At 42.4% G+C, this 14966-nt stretch carries 18 protein-coding genes and 3 pseudogenes; 5 read left to right on the forward strand and 16 right to left on the reverse strand.

Annotation, left to right across the window (positions count from 1 at the left end; translation table 11 throughout):
- Nucleotides 1-884: 884 nt before the first annotated feature.
- On the forward strand, nt 885-1193 hold the full coding sequence (locus NQ117_RS05055; RefSeq protein ID WP_258276891.1) for a GNAT family N-acetyltransferase: 309 nt from the start codon (nt 885-887) through the stop codon (nt 1191-1193).
- 155 nt (nt 1194-1348) lie between these two features.
- Nucleotides 1349-1534: pseudogene (locus NQ117_RS05060) on the forward strand (winged helix-turn-helix transcriptional regulator); the annotation flags it as partial.
- Between the two features lie 247 nt (nt 1535-1781).
- Here the strand turns inward: NQ117_RS05060 and NQ117_RS05065 are convergent.
- The 3 genes from NQ117_RS05065 to NQ117_RS05075 all read right to left on the reverse strand — a co-directional run bounded on the left by NQ117_RS05065 (nt 1782) and on the right by NQ117_RS05075 (nt 4206).
- Nucleotides 1782-2846: an acyltransferase family protein gene (locus tag NQ117_RS05065; RefSeq protein WP_258276892.1), complete on the reverse strand. Its 1065-nt coding sequence runs from the start codon at nt 2844-2846 to the stop codon at nt 1782-1784.
- 424 nt (nt 2847-3270) lie between these two features.
- Nucleotides 3271-3777 (reverse strand): hypothetical protein, encoded by a 507-nt coding sequence (locus tag NQ117_RS05070; RefSeq protein WP_258276893.1) that lies wholly within the window; start codon nt 3775-3777, stop codon nt 3271-3273.
- A gap of 231 nt (nt 3778-4008) precedes the next feature.
- On the reverse strand, nt 4009-4206 hold the full coding sequence (locus NQ117_RS05075; protein ID WP_258276894.1) for a hypothetical protein: 198 nt from the start codon (nt 4204-4206) through the stop codon (nt 4009-4011).
- Nucleotides 4207-4504: 298 nt separating this feature from the next.
- On the opposite strand from NQ117_RS05075, the pseudogene NQ117_RS05080 reads away from it, so the two are divergent.
- Nucleotides 4505-4840: pseudogene (locus NQ117_RS05080) on the forward strand (winged helix-turn-helix transcriptional regulator); the annotation flags it as partial.
- Between the two features lie 77 nt (nt 4841-4917).
- Here the strand turns inward: NQ117_RS05080 and NQ117_RS05085 are convergent.
- Both NQ117_RS05085 and NQ117_RS05090 read right to left on the reverse strand, forming a co-directional pair.
- A complete protein-coding gene (locus NQ117_RS05085) occupies nt 4918-5406 on the reverse strand; it encodes a hypothetical protein (protein WP_258276896.1) in 489 nt (162 codons plus the stop codon).
- Nucleotides 5407-5665: 259 nt separating this feature from the next.
- Nucleotides 5666-5803, reverse strand: a pseudogene (locus NQ117_RS05090) (sporulation initiation factor Spo0A C-terminal domain-containing protein); the annotation flags it as partial.
- 154 nt (nt 5804-5957) lie between these two features.
- Between NQ117_RS05090 and NQ117_RS05095 the strand changes: the two are divergent.
- Both NQ117_RS05095 and NQ117_RS05100 read left to right on the forward strand, forming a co-directional pair.
- Nucleotides 5958-7001 carry a tyrosine-type recombinase/integrase gene (locus NQ117_RS05095; RefSeq protein WP_258276897.1) on the forward strand — a complete coding sequence of 348 codons (1044 nt, stop codon included), beginning with the start codon at nt 5958-5960 and terminating at the stop codon, nt 6999-7001.
- Nucleotides 7002-7102: 101 nt separating this feature from the next.
- Nucleotides 7103-7471: a YhjD family protein gene (locus NQ117_RS05100; protein ID WP_258276898.1), complete on the forward strand. Its 369-nt coding sequence runs from the start codon at nt 7103-7105 to the stop codon at nt 7469-7471.
- A gap of 33 nt (nt 7472-7504) precedes the next feature.
- Here NQ117_RS05100 and NQ117_RS05105 read toward each other — a convergent pair whose 3' ends face one another.
- The 11 genes from NQ117_RS05105 to NQ117_RS05160 form a co-directional block, all read right to left on the reverse strand.
- The gene (locus tag NQ117_RS05105; RefSeq protein ID WP_258276899.1) at nt 7505-7831 is read right to left on the reverse strand and encodes a YolD-like family protein; all 327 of its coding nucleotides are present in this window, start codon (nt 7829-7831) and stop codon (nt 7505-7507) included.
- A 134-nt stretch (nt 7832-7965) separates the two neighbouring features.
- The gene (locus NQ117_RS05110) at nt 7966-8202 is read right to left on the reverse strand and encodes a holin (protein ID WP_258276900.1); all 237 of its coding nucleotides are present in this window, start codon (nt 8200-8202) and stop codon (nt 7966-7968) included.
- 1 nt (nt 8203) lies between these two features.
- A complete protein-coding gene (locus NQ117_RS05115) occupies nt 8204-8932 on the reverse strand; it encodes an N-acetylmuramoyl-L-alanine amidase (RefSeq protein WP_258276901.1) in 729 nt (242 codons plus the stop codon).
- 4 nt (nt 8933-8936) lie between these two features.
- Nucleotides 8937-9140 (reverse strand): BhlA/UviB family holin-like peptide, encoded by a 204-nt coding sequence (locus tag NQ117_RS05120; RefSeq protein WP_258276902.1) that lies wholly within the window; start codon nt 9138-9140, stop codon nt 8937-8939.
- Between the two features lie 3 nt (nt 9141-9143).
- On the reverse strand, nt 9144-9341 hold the full coding sequence (locus NQ117_RS05125; RefSeq protein ID WP_258276903.1) for a ubiquitin family protein: 198 nt from the start codon (nt 9339-9341) through the stop codon (nt 9144-9146).
- Nucleotides 9342-9412: 71 nt separating this feature from the next.
- Nucleotides 9413-9970 (reverse strand): hypothetical protein, encoded by a 558-nt coding sequence (locus tag NQ117_RS05130; protein WP_258276904.1) that lies wholly within the window; start codon nt 9968-9970, stop codon nt 9413-9415.
- Nucleotides 9971-10038: 68 nt separating this feature from the next.
- Nucleotides 10039-12222 carry a phage tail protein gene (locus NQ117_RS05135; RefSeq protein ID WP_258276905.1) on the reverse strand — a complete coding sequence of 728 codons (2184 nt, stop codon included), beginning with the start codon at nt 12220-12222 and terminating at the stop codon, nt 10039-10041.
- A 12-nt stretch (nt 12223-12234) separates the two neighbouring features.
- Nucleotides 12235-12762, reverse strand: coding sequence for a phage tail family protein (locus NQ117_RS05140; RefSeq protein WP_258276906.1), 528 nt, complete (start codon nt 12760-12762; stop codon nt 12235-12237).
- Between the two features lie 149 nt (nt 12763-12911).
- Nucleotides 12912-13355, reverse strand: a complete 444-nt coding sequence (locus NQ117_RS05150) for a hypothetical protein (protein ID WP_258276908.1) — start codon at nt 13353-13355, stop codon at nt 12912-12914.
- The gene (locus tag NQ117_RS05155; protein ID WP_258276909.1) at nt 13348-14556 is read right to left on the reverse strand and encodes a hypothetical protein; all 1209 of its coding nucleotides are present in this window, start codon (nt 14554-14556) and stop codon (nt 13348-13350) included. The genes NQ117_RS05150 and NQ117_RS05155 overlap by 8 nt, the downstream gene beginning before the upstream one ends.
- An 11-nt stretch (nt 14557-14567) precedes the next feature.
- Nucleotides 14568-14966: a phage tail fiber protein gene (locus NQ117_RS05160; protein ID WP_258276910.1), complete on the reverse strand. Its 399-nt coding sequence runs from the start codon at nt 14964-14966 to the stop codon at nt 14568-14570.

Here is a 14966-nt window from a genome sequence, read left to right on the forward strand (position 1 = left end):
CTTTCGTATACACATATTCACTGCTGAATAGAGACTTAATCAAGCCAAACGGGCCTATAAACCGCTTGTTCGTGCGATATTCCTTCACTAATTGATTGATTTGAATAATGGCCATATGCTTATCCCCACCTACCTGTAATAGAGATGAATTCCATTATGCGCGTAAGCTTGTCTATTTCATATAGGTGGGAACAACGATGTGTGATACTTTACAACGATTCACATTTTATTGAAGATTAGAAAAAAACTACTTATTATCGACTCGAGATGAGAAGACGAGGCTTTGCCAAACAACTTCTTCGCAACGGGCTTCGCAAGTGCAATCCCTTACTTCTTTATTACTTTCACCTGTTTCTGATTATCTGTCTTAGGCACTACCATAACCGAAACGATCTTTCCTGTCTTACTTTTCAACGACGGCATGAAATTCGTTCTTCAAGCCTTCCACGTTCCTCATGCTTATTTGACGAATTTACTTCGAGAAATTCTTTCATTTCTTCTTGCTACTTATCCCTTAAGGCATTGCGATGCTCAGCATCATTAAGCACTCTGATGTTGCATTGACTGCGTTTCGCTTCACATCCATACTAAATCTGTCAGTTGGGAATGCTGCTGTTGCTTTAGATTGAGATGCTTCATGCATATCAGGCTATAATGGCATAGTACAGATAAAATGAGAAGGGCACACGCTCACGGAACAATTAAAAGTGTCGAAAGAAAATAAAGTTTTAGACTGGTGATAACGACGTTATGCATGTGGTGATGGCTGATTTTTAGAAGATTATAGTATATTACATAATAATAAAAAAAAGGAAGGGTGATTGAATGCAGAGTTATATTAGTGTTCAAGCAGAAATCCCCACATCTCAAGTGCAAAAGATCTAATGGATTTACTATCTGACACATTACAGTCTATTACTGGAGATAGCGGGAAAAATTCGTTTGATCTTGCAGATGTATGTGTTCCGCGTTCGATATTTGTTATTGCCCGAAACCAGGACGGAGAGCCAATAGGATGTGGAGCAATCCGTCCAATCGACAATAACACAGCTGAACTAAAAAGAATGTTTGCTAAATTAAAATCTCATGGGGTGGGATCTGCAATTTTGAACTACCTAGAAAATCGCTTTGTCTTAGATATAAACAAATTTAGAAACAAGGTTAGTAAATCAAAAAGCAATATCGTTCTATGAAAATAAGGGTTATCAGAGAATAACCAATTACGGTAAATATTTAAATCGTGAAGAGTGTGTTTGTCTTGGTAAGTTCTTAAGGTAACAGTGAACGTTAGTTCACTAAGACAGCGACAGTCTAGAACTTTATTTTCTGCTGACAAAAAGAACTCGAACAAGATGGTCTAGTTACTAGAAAAGTATATAATGAAGTCCCACCAAAAGTTGAATATTCGCTTACCGAATATGGAGAGTCGTTAACAGATATGTTGAAAGCGGTCGCTGAATGGGGAGGAAACTTTATTAAACATATGTCTCCTAATGGTGATGTGGTCGTAAATGATAATGATGACGGCACTTGAATAAATGTATTTATACCACTTTAAAAAAACAAAACCCGATAAATCTAAAAGATCTATCGGGTTTGCTTTCATTTACCGGATCCACATCAAAATATGCTATAAAAGCCGCCACCCACCATTTAAGAAGATACCATTTGCTCAATCTGTAACTTATGCACCTAACTTTACAACAAATAAACTATAATCATGTATAGTTCCGGCACACTTAAAAAATCCAGTTATCGGTAATTATTAAGTACTTATGTTTTCAACCAGCTATCACTTTGTTTGTATTAGCATCGTCTACAGGTGGAGACTTACGAGCCCATACTATTGAAATTTTCTTGACTATCTTTAGTCTGTTTTTTGTTAAATAACCAATTGCTAAAGGAATCACGATAGCAAAAGATATGAAAATGACACTCTTAAGTAATGCATTATTAATTAATCCACTTACCAACAATACTTTAGATGCATAAAACATCGCTAACATATGATAAAGGAAAATATAAAGCGAATATTTCCCCATTATCGAAAACAAACTAAGTATCTTACTTTTATGTAATATCATATATAACGAATAGCCAAACAGTAATACAGAGCAAGTATAAATAATCGTCTGTTTATTAGGAGGATTGCTCCAACCTAAATTAAGCCAACCAGAGACATATAATAGATATATAGCGGATATTGACGAAGCAATACCAAGCAAATGAATCCACAATCTATTTATTGAATCTCCATATTTTTTATAAATCATGAAAAGCATCATTCCTAGATAAAATACAAATAAATAAGAACCTCCTAAAACACGACCTCCCCCACCGTATATACCACTTATTTCTGTATAATGAGTAAGATACTTTGAGATAAAATATAGTGGAATCAAACTTGATAATTTCAATAATATACCTGACTTATTCAATATTTTATATAATACAGGAGATATAAGGATAAGTTGACAATAAAATAAAACAAAATAAAATGGAGGCGAAGCTTTAAACATAATCAGTTCATTCCAAAAAACACTAAGATTAAAATAGTAATTGTGATTAATAATACTATAAATTATTGACGCCACTATAAAAGGTATTAATATGCCTTTTGTTCGTTTAATCAAGTAATCCTTAAAGGCAAGTTTATTCCTATCTAATGAAATAACCGAAGTTACTCCAGCTAGAAAAATAAAAAGGGTCACTGAAAAGACGGTAAATAAATGAAATTCTCGACTAACGTATAATATCCCATACATGTGATCCACTACGACAGCTAAAATAGATAATCCTTTCAAAAAATCGATCCATCCAAGTTGTGATTTCAATTGTGTCTGCAATGTGTTAATACATCCTTTTATTCTATATTCTTAGATCTATTAATATTATCATACTTATAGATTTAACTGTGATATTTTCTGTGGTTCAATTAAATTTAATAATCGGAATGTTTCTCAGATGGATTGAAAATCAATTCATCAATAAAGATAAATTGACTCTTCCCACTAAAGGAGCTATCCGTCAGTAAGCGCGAGACCATCGTGATTCTACTTTTTCCTTTCCGTCTAACCAAAGGTTTCACGCCAACATCGTAAAGTTTGCACGCAGCCAAATCTGTTAGGAGTCCCGTAAATACTCCGTTGGCAATCGCCTCGTGCGAAATGTACACGAACCCAGCGATCAACGGAAATACGAAGGCATTATGTCAAAACAGTTGCTAGTCGCGTGGGAAGTGAATACACTTCCTGACTGAAGATTAAATTTCTATTTATCTTTTTCTGCATCGAGTTCAAGCAGTCCCTTATAAAATTCTATCTCCTCATCCCTAACAACAAGCAGCTTTTCAAGAGCCTCGATTCTTTCTTTTCTTTGTTTTATGATGGAGTTAAGCTCTCTGGAGCCTCTAACACCAATTGTCGCTATAGTAAATCCAAACGACATTAATGAAACGGCATCTGAATATACTAATATCATTTCACTATTAAATAGGGATAAGTAAGGAAAACAAACTACCATTCCTATCGCTAGGAAATTTGAGACCATCACAAATGCATTCATATAGTTAAACGGTATCTTTCTATTAAGAAATACTATGTAATCAGTAAAAACAATAATAAACGATGAGATTGCGATTCCTAACAATAACGTTGACGGGAGAATGATGCCGAAAATTCTGAATACTCCGAGCAACATAATACCCATCCCTAATCCTCCTACTATAAAAAACGAGTTCACAAACACGGGAACTTGAATCAGGTTTCTCTCTTTCATTTTGTCCCCTCCTTTATTTCTATATTATATAATCCTTAACACAATGTCTTTTATTCCACCAGTGCTATTTTATATGTATTCTTATGAAGCCCATCTTGATTAACTTACAAACAATTCTACAAGTTATTCGGCAGCCTCCGTTCCTTGTCTGCCAGATGAGATTAGTGATTGAATTTCGGGAATGAGTTTGTTGAGCGTTTACCAGCGCTCCGGTTGGGTCTTATTAAAGTTTCATTTAAATTCAAAGGCAGTGTTGTAAATGGCATTACCAGCCTCTATAGCTCGTTGATTGATTTTTTCTGCATTGTCTGCCATATAAACATTCAAATCCCCCAGTACGACAATGACGTTGGATGCAACAACAACTTGCTGCTGCCCATAAGAAATAAGAAGAAGCCTCTCTTTTAAAACAGGTTCAGCAACTACCATAAACCTCCGGGAGTTTAGGTTGGTGCTGCTTGGTGTGCAAGCAAAGCCTCTTTCAGTTATAAGAACGAACCGAACGACGTTCACGAATCACTTCATAATAAAAATTTGCAGTACAATTTTCCATTGTTTCTCCTCCACTTTTAATAATTAGGGTCACATCTTTTTATGATTGAATTGCTGCATTTATCAGTTGCTGACAAAGGCTATAATGGTATAGTACAGATAAAATGAGAAGTACACACTGTTTCCTGATATAGGTACGAAACAGTGTCTTTGGGACAGACAAAGGAGTTATCGTATGAAAGAACAATATAACAATAGATGCGAAATCGTTTTAGATTTGATCAGCGGGAAGTGGAAAGCACATATTTTGTACCATTTAATAAGAGGGCCCTTACGGACAAGCGAATTAAAGCGATTAGTCACCGGAATTTCTCAAAAAATGCTCACGGAACAATTAAAAGAACTCGAACAAGATGGTTTAGTTGCCAGAAAAGTATATAATGAAGTCCCACCAAGAGTTGAATATTCGCTTGCCGAACACGGAGAGTCGTTAAAAGATATGTTGAAGGCGGTCGCTGAATGGGGAGGAAACTTTATTAAACATATGTCTCCCAATGGTGATTTTATTGTAAATAATTTCCATACTATACGGTCATTTGTTATTGCAAAGTCCACAATAAAATGCCCATTCTTTCATCACACAGCTAGCTATAAATAACCTCGTGCCTGTAATATCTGTAAGTATTGATTGAAATAAGGGTTGTCAGCATGAACGTCAGCAGATGATACTCCTTTTAAAATAGTGAGATCTTGAACGATATTCATACACATACCTTGAACAGTGAAACTACTAAGGGTATCCGTATAATTACTTTCTAGAATCACTCGAATGAGTTGACCGGATTGTATTCTCTCCCACTCACTATCGAGGGAGGAAGATTGGTGGGATTGTTTATATTCCGCATGCATGGATTTTTCAAATTCAGTAAATGAGCGATCAAGGATGTCTAAATCATTAATTACATAGCATTTGTAAATGTGAGCGAAGTTCACTTGAGTGTCTGCTTGCAAGTCTGCCATCGAGGACTTAGGGATCTCAGTTGCGTTATACCTACTCCGTAAGAAATCATCAACTACGTGGAGTTTGTATTCTATAGGAAACTGCTTTTCTAGAAACTTTTCGAGGAGTTGCTGCACACTAATCGACTCCCTCCCAATATGTAATGGTTTAGCATTAGTTATATAAAAACAACTCTAAAGTTCCACTATATAAATCAGGATAGTTCATATTGCAACATATTGTTTCATATTACCATAAAACCAAAACCCGATAAATCTCAAGGATTTATCGGGTCAGGTGGAGATATATTTTATTGCTCTATGACGAATTGGTTGGCTTTCATCGTTGGTATGTAAAGCACTCGTAGCAACCTTCAATCCGCTCCAGTACGTCATTTTATGATACCTTATGCTCGATTCTAAGCTTATCAGCGACCATCGCGATAAACTCGGAGTTCGTCGGTTTCGACTTGCTGATGTTGATCGTGTAGCCGAACAGACGGCTAATGCTGTCGATGTTGCCGCGTGTCCAAGCGTAGAAAGGGCGGAAGGTGTTCGTATGTGATGCGAACGGACGACGATAAGTTAGCGGTTGGTTGGAACGTTTATTTGTTGGAATGCCGATAAATTTTTCACGACTCTATCGCTACGTTAATCGTTATATTTGTCGCCATAGAGGAGGCCGTGATTTGTCTACTAAATTCATTCGAAAAGACCCGAAGTTCACGTTTGTCAGCAAACAAAAGGTTGCCGTTAAAATAGATATTGGCGATGCTATAGAAAAATTTTTATACACAAAGCGCATTGAGAAACGCTCTGGTAAAACTATTAAAACCTACAAGCAAGCCCTCGACCAATTCACCAAATGGTACGAAGAAACCGAACAATCCGCTATCACCTCGGAGGGGATGCGCGAATATATTCACTACCTATCGTTTGAGAAAGCTAAGTGGGACGATCATCCTACAAACCCTACCGGAGATAAAGGACTAACACCCAGAACCGTAAACAACGTCATCCGAATTCTAAAAATATTTTTCAACTATTTAAAATCAGAAAAGTTAATTCTACACTCACCCATGGATGTAATGAGTTATCAAACAGAAGCAAAAGACACTTTCGACGTTTTTACAGACGAAGACGTAGTAGCGTTATTGTCCGCACCTAATCAGCGAGTGTACACAGGGTTACGTGATTACGCGATGATGCTTACTCTATGTGATACAGGATTGAGGATTAAGGAGTTAACAAATCTTCGTATTTCCGATATTAATTTTAACCTCTTCCAAATCGTTATTCGCGCAGAAACTACCAAAACGAATACAACACGAGTAGTTCCTGTATCAAAGCTAACAGCCAAAGTTCTTGAAAGGCTTATTTCGTACATGAACGTAGAAGACAATGATTACCTATGGCTCACTCAATTTGGGGAGAGGTATTTTGGTGACAGCGTCGCGAAAATGATGAAACTATACGCCAATCGTATAAAGATCAAAGGACCTCGGGTTTCACCTCACACATTCCGACATTATTTCGCGGTAAAGTTTTTGAGAAATGGCGGAGACCCGATTGCTTTGATGCGTATACTTGGTCATACAAGCATAACGATGACCGAGAAATACGTACGATATACGAAAACAGACATAAGCGAGCAGCATCTTAATGCAAGCCCTGTTATGAGTCTGATGGATAAAGGGAACGAAAAGAAACGCGGAAAGACAAGGTTTAAGTAATGGCATCCGCATAAATAGAAGAAGCACGCTTGCCCTCACGCATCCCCATCGCATATAATGAGAACAAATGTTCTCTAATTATGTTCGGAGGGGATTACGCAGTGTCAGCGCTTATCATTACGGAAGAGGAACTTGCGCTCGTCAAGTCATACGTATTATTACCGATGGTCTTAACGGTACTCGACCGTGACGCGAAGCTTATCGCAAATGCCGGTCTGCTCCGCTCACCCGAGCCGTATGTCGACGCGATAACTAACGCAATGAATCGAGTGTCGGAAGACCTTCGGGATGTCAGACGGCAGTTCCGTTCACGCGGGATCAAGGTATTCGAAGAGGTTCGCGAGGTTAAATCGGTGAATGTACGTTATCTATGTCGCGGATACGAGCACTCGATGACGCTACTATGGGAGTTAGTCGGAAAGGACGTTAAGGAACGGATACGCGAATATTTCGGATTGACTCGCGAATAAACGAAGAAAGCCTCGGAAATTATCCGGGGCTTTTTACGATATGTTCATTACGTCTATTACGTTAACCCACCGCTTGTCATCTCCGTCAAGTAGCCGTATACGTCGATTGACAACGTCAATATCGATTACTTGCCCGTGGATGACTACGACTTCGAACGGGTCGAATACTTCGACGGTTACTACGTCCCTATCGCGCATAGCTTGCGCTAATCTGCCGCCGATTAACTCGAATTCTTGCTCGTCGAGATGTGGACGGGACTTGCGTTTCACTTCGTGATGATACGCATGGATTGCGGACTTGTGTTGCGGAATCATCATACGCGAAGACTCCCATAATCCGTTATTATCGAGTTTACTCATACTCGCGACTCCTTTCGCACATAGAACGCTTGTTCTTATTATACGTTGAAGCTAACGAGAGATCAACGTCTGTAAACGAAGAAAAGCGCCCACCAACGGGAGTCAACCGTCAGTGAGCGCAGTCATTCGTTATTCTACTCTTTTCGCACAACCAACGGTTTCACGCCAACGTCGTAAAGTTTACACGCGGCAAGCCCCGTTAGAATCCCGACGAACACTCCGTCCGCTATCGTCTCATGCGGAATGTATACGATACCCGCAACAATCCCGAGCACCATCGACAGTAACGGAATATACTTCGCATCCACGTAAATCTTCGCGAACTCTCCTAGTGCGATGATTACCGCTGCTACCACGCCTATTTCGTACATATTACTTCGCCTCCTTCGTCGTTACTTTCGTTGTTTTAGTCGCGTTATCCCATGCTATTTCCGCGCCAAATGCCGCCGCAAACGGTCGTGACGGGAAGTACGTCACACCATCGATAATTACGCCGTCATCGATCTTCTTACCGTTAACTTCGAGTTTTGCCGTTTGATACGCCGGTTTCTTCGCTACCAATCCATACACCTCCACGAGAGATTTAACGACGACTTCCGCACATTTACGGCGGTATCCGTCTGTCTTAAGCAACGCTAATTCACGCTTATTATCCATAAAGCCGAACTCGATGAGGATCGCCGGCATCTTCGTTTCGCGTAGAACGTGGAAATCTCCGCGCTTAACTCCGCGATCACGTAACCCCGACGCAACTACTAGTTTCTTTTGCACAACGTTCGCGAGAGTTACCGCAGTTCCCGTTGCGGTCGTATAAACGAAAGTCTCGACTCCCTCCGCATTACTCCACGTACTGCCGGCAGCATTCGCGTGAATGGATACGTATACGTTCGCCTTCCAATCGTTTGCTTTACGGGTCCGTTCCGATAATGGAACGTCTCGTCCATCTTCGTGCGTAACTAGCGTCTGACACTCGTACTCTTTCAACATTTCGATAGCGTATCGAGCGACTGCGCTATTAAAATGATACTCGCGCATAGAGTCATCTGGCGCGCGTTTGCCTGGCGTATTGGGTCCGTGCCCTGCGTCAATAACGATCTTCATATAATCACTCCTTATCCCGAGGTAGTCGGTCTTTTAATCCGCGAATCTCACCGACGATCAAGTCGTATTTTTCCGAGAACTTATCGAGTAAATCGTGCAAACGTCCTTCACGTTCCTTATTCGTTTTCATTACGTAAATCAGTAACCATACGAACAGCAAAGCGAAAGGTCCTTGCGTTAAAAAGTGCTTTAGGATATCGAATTCCATCGTCTATTCCTCCGTTTCTACTTCGTCTGTGTTGGCGGATTCAATTCCCGCGAGAGCCATTCCGATTTGTTCGTCAATCGCGTGAAGAATCTCCGCCTGTCTATTCGGATGGCATGCGAGAACCGCCGATATGACTGCGGATAACTCCGCGATTGGATCGGAAATATCAACGGTAAATTCGAGTAATTGTCGTTGTTTCATAAGTGACCCCTTTCGTAGGCAAAAGAAAAAGCCCGCGAGTGATTCGCGAGCTTGATTGCGTGAATATGCGATTATTTCTTACTAGCGTCGAGTAGCGCTTGGAGGCGAGCGATTTCGGCTTCCGCTGCGGTGATTTGCGTTTGATACTCCGCAATCCTCGCTTTAGTTTTCGCGAGATTAGCTTCGAGCGCTTCCAAGCGTCCCGGAAGCTTTTCTGCTTTCGCCTTCTCTTCTGCGATAGCATCTTCGTAATGCTTCGCGTTTCCGTTATCTGCTCCTATAAAGCCCTCTAACCCAAGAATGACGCCTTTTTGTTTCGAAATAGCATCAACGAGCTTTAACTCTGCGTCACTCAATGCATTTCCCTCATTCACGCTTGTTAAAACTGGCAAAGTGATTTTCTTCCCTTCTACTGTAAGTGGAGTGCCAGTAGCATTTGCAATAGTTCGGATAGGAACATACGTAGAGCCGTTTATAACCGCCCCTTCCGCTATCTTCTTTCCACCCTGTTCTATCTCATACACCCCAGTCACTTTCTCGCCTACAAGAGTTTTGACTGATTCCGCAAAGACAGAAATCCCACTGAACAAAAACGCCCCTACAAATACACCCAAAATAAACTTCTTCATATGACTACCTCCCTGTGGAAAATATTACTTACTATTAATATCGGCCAAAGGGACTAAAAGTTTCATATTTATACAACATGACTGTGTGTGAATCCACCATAAGTGCGGTACACATGGACTTGACCGTTAATGTCTTTGAAGGACGTCCCATCAGGAAATCCATGATTATGCGCCCCGCCTGTCACACTACTGGTAGGTTCCCCTTTAGTTACTTTAATGTTTAACAAACTTTGAAGGTCACTGATATGCGAAGAATTTAATCCGAGTACGCCCGAAGCTCCGCTAAAGTCAACGAGTCCTTGGATATTTAATCTACGCCCAATCGCAGCAATCAGCATATCGACATATGACGTTAACTCGAATGCACCGTCACCGCCATTGATATAGCCGATAGATCCTCCGGCCGATCCTCGAAAATTAATCGCACTCATATTCTGCGAAGCGCTCGTATGAATCGCAATTCTCTCGCGATTGTTCGAATCAAACGTACGCCATCCGCCGGCATCCATCTCCACACGTGGACCACTCGCAGCCGTACGAATTAGCGAACCGGTGATCGTACCACCCATGAACGAAGACGCCGATATACTACCGCGAAAATTACCGCTAGTCGCAACCATATTCCCAGCTCGATCAACCGTAAATACTCCGTTACCAACGTTAATAGACGACCCAATAATATCCCCATCCGTAAAGTTTGAACTTTTAATCTGCGCTGAATTCGCGGTCAAACGATTAAACACCGCGTTTCCTTGCATATCTATTCGCGCGGGAGCTGAGTTGAAATCGGCATGTCCTGCCGCTATACCTCGCGTATTAATTTGCGTGACTTCGTTGCCATTACCGATTAGCATTGACGCAAAGTTACCGAGTTGTCCGACGACTAATTCTGCGACAATACCACGTGCAGTAATCGCTGTTCTGGCGTTATGTCCGCCATCCGTCGTTAACATAATACCACGCGACTCCAAACGGACCTGTTCGAGAGGATTCGTTTTCTCTACGAGTCGGATACCGCCGGTCGCCGGATATTGTATCTCCGTCTTCGAATTGTTGACGTCATGCACCGCTTGCTTCGCGAAAGCTTCGAACACATCCGTCCGTATCCGCCCACCACTGAAAATGTTATCGACGATATTCTTTGACCGTTCCAAATCCGCGATGATATCCGTATAATCCCGTAACATTACGTTAGCGACCGTCACTTGCGAATGCTTCGCGTTGTCATATGGATACTCCGTCAGCTCCGTTATTCTCGCGATGATACTATCGATGCCTAGCTCCGGATCAATACAACGAACGGTATCCCCGAGATTCGGCTTCGGCTCCGTTTTATCGAGCTTATACAAATCCGCAGCCGATACGGAAAGCTCCAACGCAGGAACTTCTTTCTCAACTAGAGCTTTACGCGCGGCTTCGAGCAGTTTTATCGGGTCCTCGATATCCTGCTCCGTTATCTCTCCGTCAAAATACGCAATAGAATCCGAAGCCCAATGCGCTTGATACGGCGATATCAAGTAGTTTACCGCGAGCTTTCCGTCGATGATTGCGCCAGGTACTTGCGACAATAACGCATGTTCCTCCGCGGTCAGTATCGACGCAGGTTGTCCGATCCATGTACGCCCGTCTTTCATCTGCACGAACATACGAGTAACTAACGAACCAACTTCGTCTTTGAAATTCGTCGAGATAACGTTCTTTCCGATGCGACATTGATACCCGTCATCTGTGCCGATCTTCTTGCGTACATGAATACGGAAGTTATTCGGGTCCAATTCGCAATTGTACATCGTAATGACATCGTTTAGCGCCTGGAGCGCATTTCCACGCCCCCAATCCTTAACGTCAAATAGGTCGAAAGTATCGTCGATGCTGAACGTGAATTTACCGTTAGTAGTCGCGGATATCGTATCGAGTAATCGCGAGATATGGACGCCGTACGCCTCGCCGATATACGAAGCGTACGGAATCTTATAATCCGCAAGCTTAAACATGACGTGTGAACACGTTATCGCCGCGGTTAGTTTCTTCCCGTCGCGTACCCGTTGACGCGAGTTGATAACGTAATACTGTCCGCGCTCATCCTTTACGTGACCCTTTAGGATTAACTTTTCGCGAAAGTCATCGGACGTCATCGGCAATAAAAAAGACAGCTCATAATCGGAATTGAGCCGTCTTCGTCGTGAAATATCGTACGCGTCAACTAGTACGCCAACGCGCCGCGTGTTTTTATCGTATGATTCGAGGTACATCGCACCCCTCCGTTAGTACAAGAATTTGTCACGGTGTGTGACTCGCGTTAAGATGCTTCGTCCGCTCTCCGAATCAGAATACGTAAGCTTATTCGTTCCGAGAATTAAATCGAAAAACTCGCCGTCGACTAGATGTATTGCATTCTGCCCGTTGAGCGTGACGGTCATCTTCTTCGTATCTATTACGAGCTTATCGCCGGGCTTAAAATCGCCGATGAATCGAAGCTCATCAACGTGTGAATACGAAACTTTAACATCGAACTCCGCAGATGTATCGATAGATTGCGTCGCTAGTAATCTTTCGCGAATCATCTTCGACAAGAGTTCGGTTGCTGTGTCGCAAGCGTTAGTGATTAACGGATACTCGCGGATTAATTGCGAACTCACGTCCGTCGTGGTATCAAACACGACCTTAACCGGAAAGACTCCGTTAAGTTGTGCGTAAAAACTCGTAGATGATTCGATACAGACCGTAAAATACGTCTCTATCGTTGTTAATCGATTAAACTTCGCGAAGTTAAACGGAGTTTTATTAAACACTACGCCACCTCCGAATCAATAAGCCGCGCCAGTTATCGTTTTATACTCAATCGGAGTAATTTCGCCGTGAACGTTGGCCGTCGTTTTAACGGCTTTACGTAGATTTGTTGCGTCGATCCAACGCATATCAAACGCTAATTTCCAGAAGATCATATCGTTGTTCCTCCCTTAAGCGCGATAATTTCGAGTTTAGCTTGCGTTAGTTGCGTACCAAGTCCGTCGATTATCGTTTGCTGTTCGATATCCTTTAACTTCATCGTGGCAAGTTCCGCTCCCATTGCGTCAACACTTTCAGTTAATGGCGCGCGATATGGTGGATTCGGATTATTCGGATCGGCGTACTTAAAGACGAGTTTTTTCGTTGCGATATCTACCGTATAATCTACGCACGTGCTAAAGTCCTGATCGTACTGTCCGTATGTCAGTTGGATCATGTCGAATGTATCGCGGTTACGTTCGCTTAGTGTTTTATATCTCGTAATATCTTCGTCTACTGTCGTGGTTGGTGCTAGGCCGTTAATCTGAGCTACGACCTGTATCACATTGCCAAATACTTTGTCATAATAAATCTTGCGACCTATTTTATTATTCATAGCAAATCAACCTCACTGTCGTTCCTTCTAAGTTTACAGTTCCGTTTGTATTAAACGTCAATTGATTGGTGGCTGAGTTGTGCGTAAGATTCATCCAGATATCCGCTCCGTTGTGGGACCTAAAATATCCACTGTCACCAATCGTTGATAAAACGGCGTGCGAAGAGCGATTGTAAGAATAGATACCTGCTCGGGTATGGATTTCCGTAGGGATAAAACCAAGCGCGGGCATAGTGATCGAAACAGGCCAGTAGGCGTTAGAAACCGCAACATCTACTACAGCATACTTTTTACCCGTTGTTATTTGACGTATTTTAGCGGCTAATGTAGCCCAATCGTCTGCGGTAGTCGCTGTGACCCCCATGGCGTTGAGTGATGCGACCACTCCATTTTTTGCATCAACGCCAGATTGCTTTAAATCAACGCCACCGACTATGACTGTTCCATTTGTAGTAATATTTCCGCTGCTGTCTATACTCATATGTTGCGTACCGGCTGCGTCGGTGACGGAATAACCACTTTTGGTGACCCACCGACCCGCGCGAAAATCATAAACACCATGTACGCCATCATCATATGTAGACATGCCCATACCGTACCAGCCCTTGAGGGTGATGTTGTGATTTTGATAAGATGCGCCATCACCAGTACCGCGATTAAATGCATTTACTCCGTTAGCTCCTGCTAGACCCAACGGTCCCAACATCGCTCCGCCGCTTATTTGTAAGCTCGCAGCTTTAGCGTTTGCTTCCGCCTGATTTGCTTTTGCTGTGGCGTCATTTTTGGCAGCAGCTAACGCAGTATCCGCCTTGGCTTGCGCACCATTCGGGGTTTCTTTCGCATCCCACTCCGCCTTTTTCGCAGTTGTCACGTGAACTGACGCATCATCATTATGTGATGTTATATTCTCGCGAAATGTATCGTGATCATACGCGGTAAAATAACGCGCAACCTTCGTCCCTGCGCTCCACGCTTTTGCTATACCTTGAAACCCACGTTCAACTGTTAGGGTACTACCACTTATCGCGGTGTAACGCACCGTCTCTGCGGTCTCATCGCTACCAATCGTCAACAGGTTCGGAGCTGCCGGAATGGTAGCGACATTAACAACGGTAACTGACGTATCAGTCGCAGTAATATTCGTGGATATTTCCGTCCCAGGCGAATTGACTATCGCGGGATACATCGGTTTGATCGCCATCTAATCGCCCCCTAATTCGTGAATCGTACGACAGTTCCGTCTTTTAAAAACTTCGGCTTGTCGCCTGTTTGTATCGTCCGCGGATTCGGAATTGCAGTGGACCACAAGAGGTTTCCGCCAGTTATCGCGTTACGTAAACCAACGTGAGTAACTAGCCCCCAATCGGCGGTCGCGATAGGAAATTCGATATCTGTCGCATTTTTTACCGTTTGCATTCCGTTTTCGATCGACGGAGCCGCGAAGGTAATTACTTGTCTCCCGTATCCACCGCCTATTACTTCCGATCCCGTATCTGCTGCCGTTGGATTTGACGTGTATAACGCCAAATAAACCGTTGTTGGCAACGTAAACGGTACGTTGCGCAACACGGCGTTAAGTATAGAAGCGGAGAGCCAATTCGATATTTGCAT

Origin of the sequence: Paenibacillus sp. SC116, from assembly GCF_024733555.1 — a bacterium.
GTDB lineage: Bacteria > Bacillota > Bacilli > Paenibacillales > Paenibacillaceae > Paenibacillus_B.

Excerpts from the sequence above, each read along its gene's own strand:
- NQ117_RS05055 (WP_258276891.1), top strand. The coding sequence starts at position 885 with ATGGATTTACTATCTGACACATTACAGTCTATTACTGGAGATAGCGGG.
- NQ117_RS05070 (WP_258276893.1), bottom strand. The coding sequence starts at position 3,777 with ATGAAAGAGAGAAACCTGATTCAAGTTCCCGTGTTTGTGAACTCGTTT.
- NQ117_RS05075 (WP_258276894.1), bottom strand. The coding sequence starts at position 4,206 with ATGGTAGTTGCTGAACCTGTTTTAAAAGAGAGGCTTCTTCTTATTTCT.
- NQ117_RS05105 (WP_258276899.1), bottom strand. The coding sequence starts at position 7,831 with ATGAGTAAACTCGATAATAACGGATTATGGGAGTCTTCGCGTATGATG.
- NQ117_RS05110 (WP_258276900.1), bottom strand. The coding sequence starts at position 8,202 with ATGTACGAAATAGGCGTGGTAGCAGCGGTAATCATCGCACTAGGAGAG.
- NQ117_RS05115 (WP_258276901.1), bottom strand. The coding sequence starts at position 8,932 with ATGAAGATCGTTATTGACGCAGGGCACGGACCCAATACGCCAGGCAAA.
- NQ117_RS05120 (WP_258276902.1), bottom strand. The coding sequence starts at position 9,140 with ATGGAATTCGATATCCTAAAGCACTTTTTAACGCAAGGACCTTTCGCT.
- NQ117_RS05125 (WP_258276903.1), bottom strand. The coding sequence starts at position 9,341 with ATGAAACAACGACAATTACTCGAATTTACCGTTGATATTTCCGATCCA.
- NQ117_RS05130 (WP_258276904.1), bottom strand. The coding sequence starts at position 9,970 with ATGAAGAAGTTTATTTTGGGTGTATTTGTAGGGGCGTTTTTGTTCAGT.
- NQ117_RS05135 (WP_258276905.1), bottom strand. The coding sequence starts at position 12,222 with ATGTACCTCGAATCATACGATAAAAACACGCGGCGCGTTGGCGTACTA.
- NQ117_RS05150 (WP_258276908.1), bottom strand. The coding sequence starts at position 13,355 with ATGAATAATAAAATAGGTCGCAAGATTTATTATGACAAAGTATTTGGC.
- NQ117_RS05155 (WP_258276909.1), bottom strand. The coding sequence starts at position 14,556 with ATGGCGATCAAACCGATGTATCCCGCGATAGTCAATTCGCCTGGGACG.
- NQ117_RS05160 (WP_258276910.1), bottom strand. The coding sequence starts at position 14,966 with ATGCAAATATCGAATTGGCTCTCCGCTTCTATACTTAACGCCGTGTTG.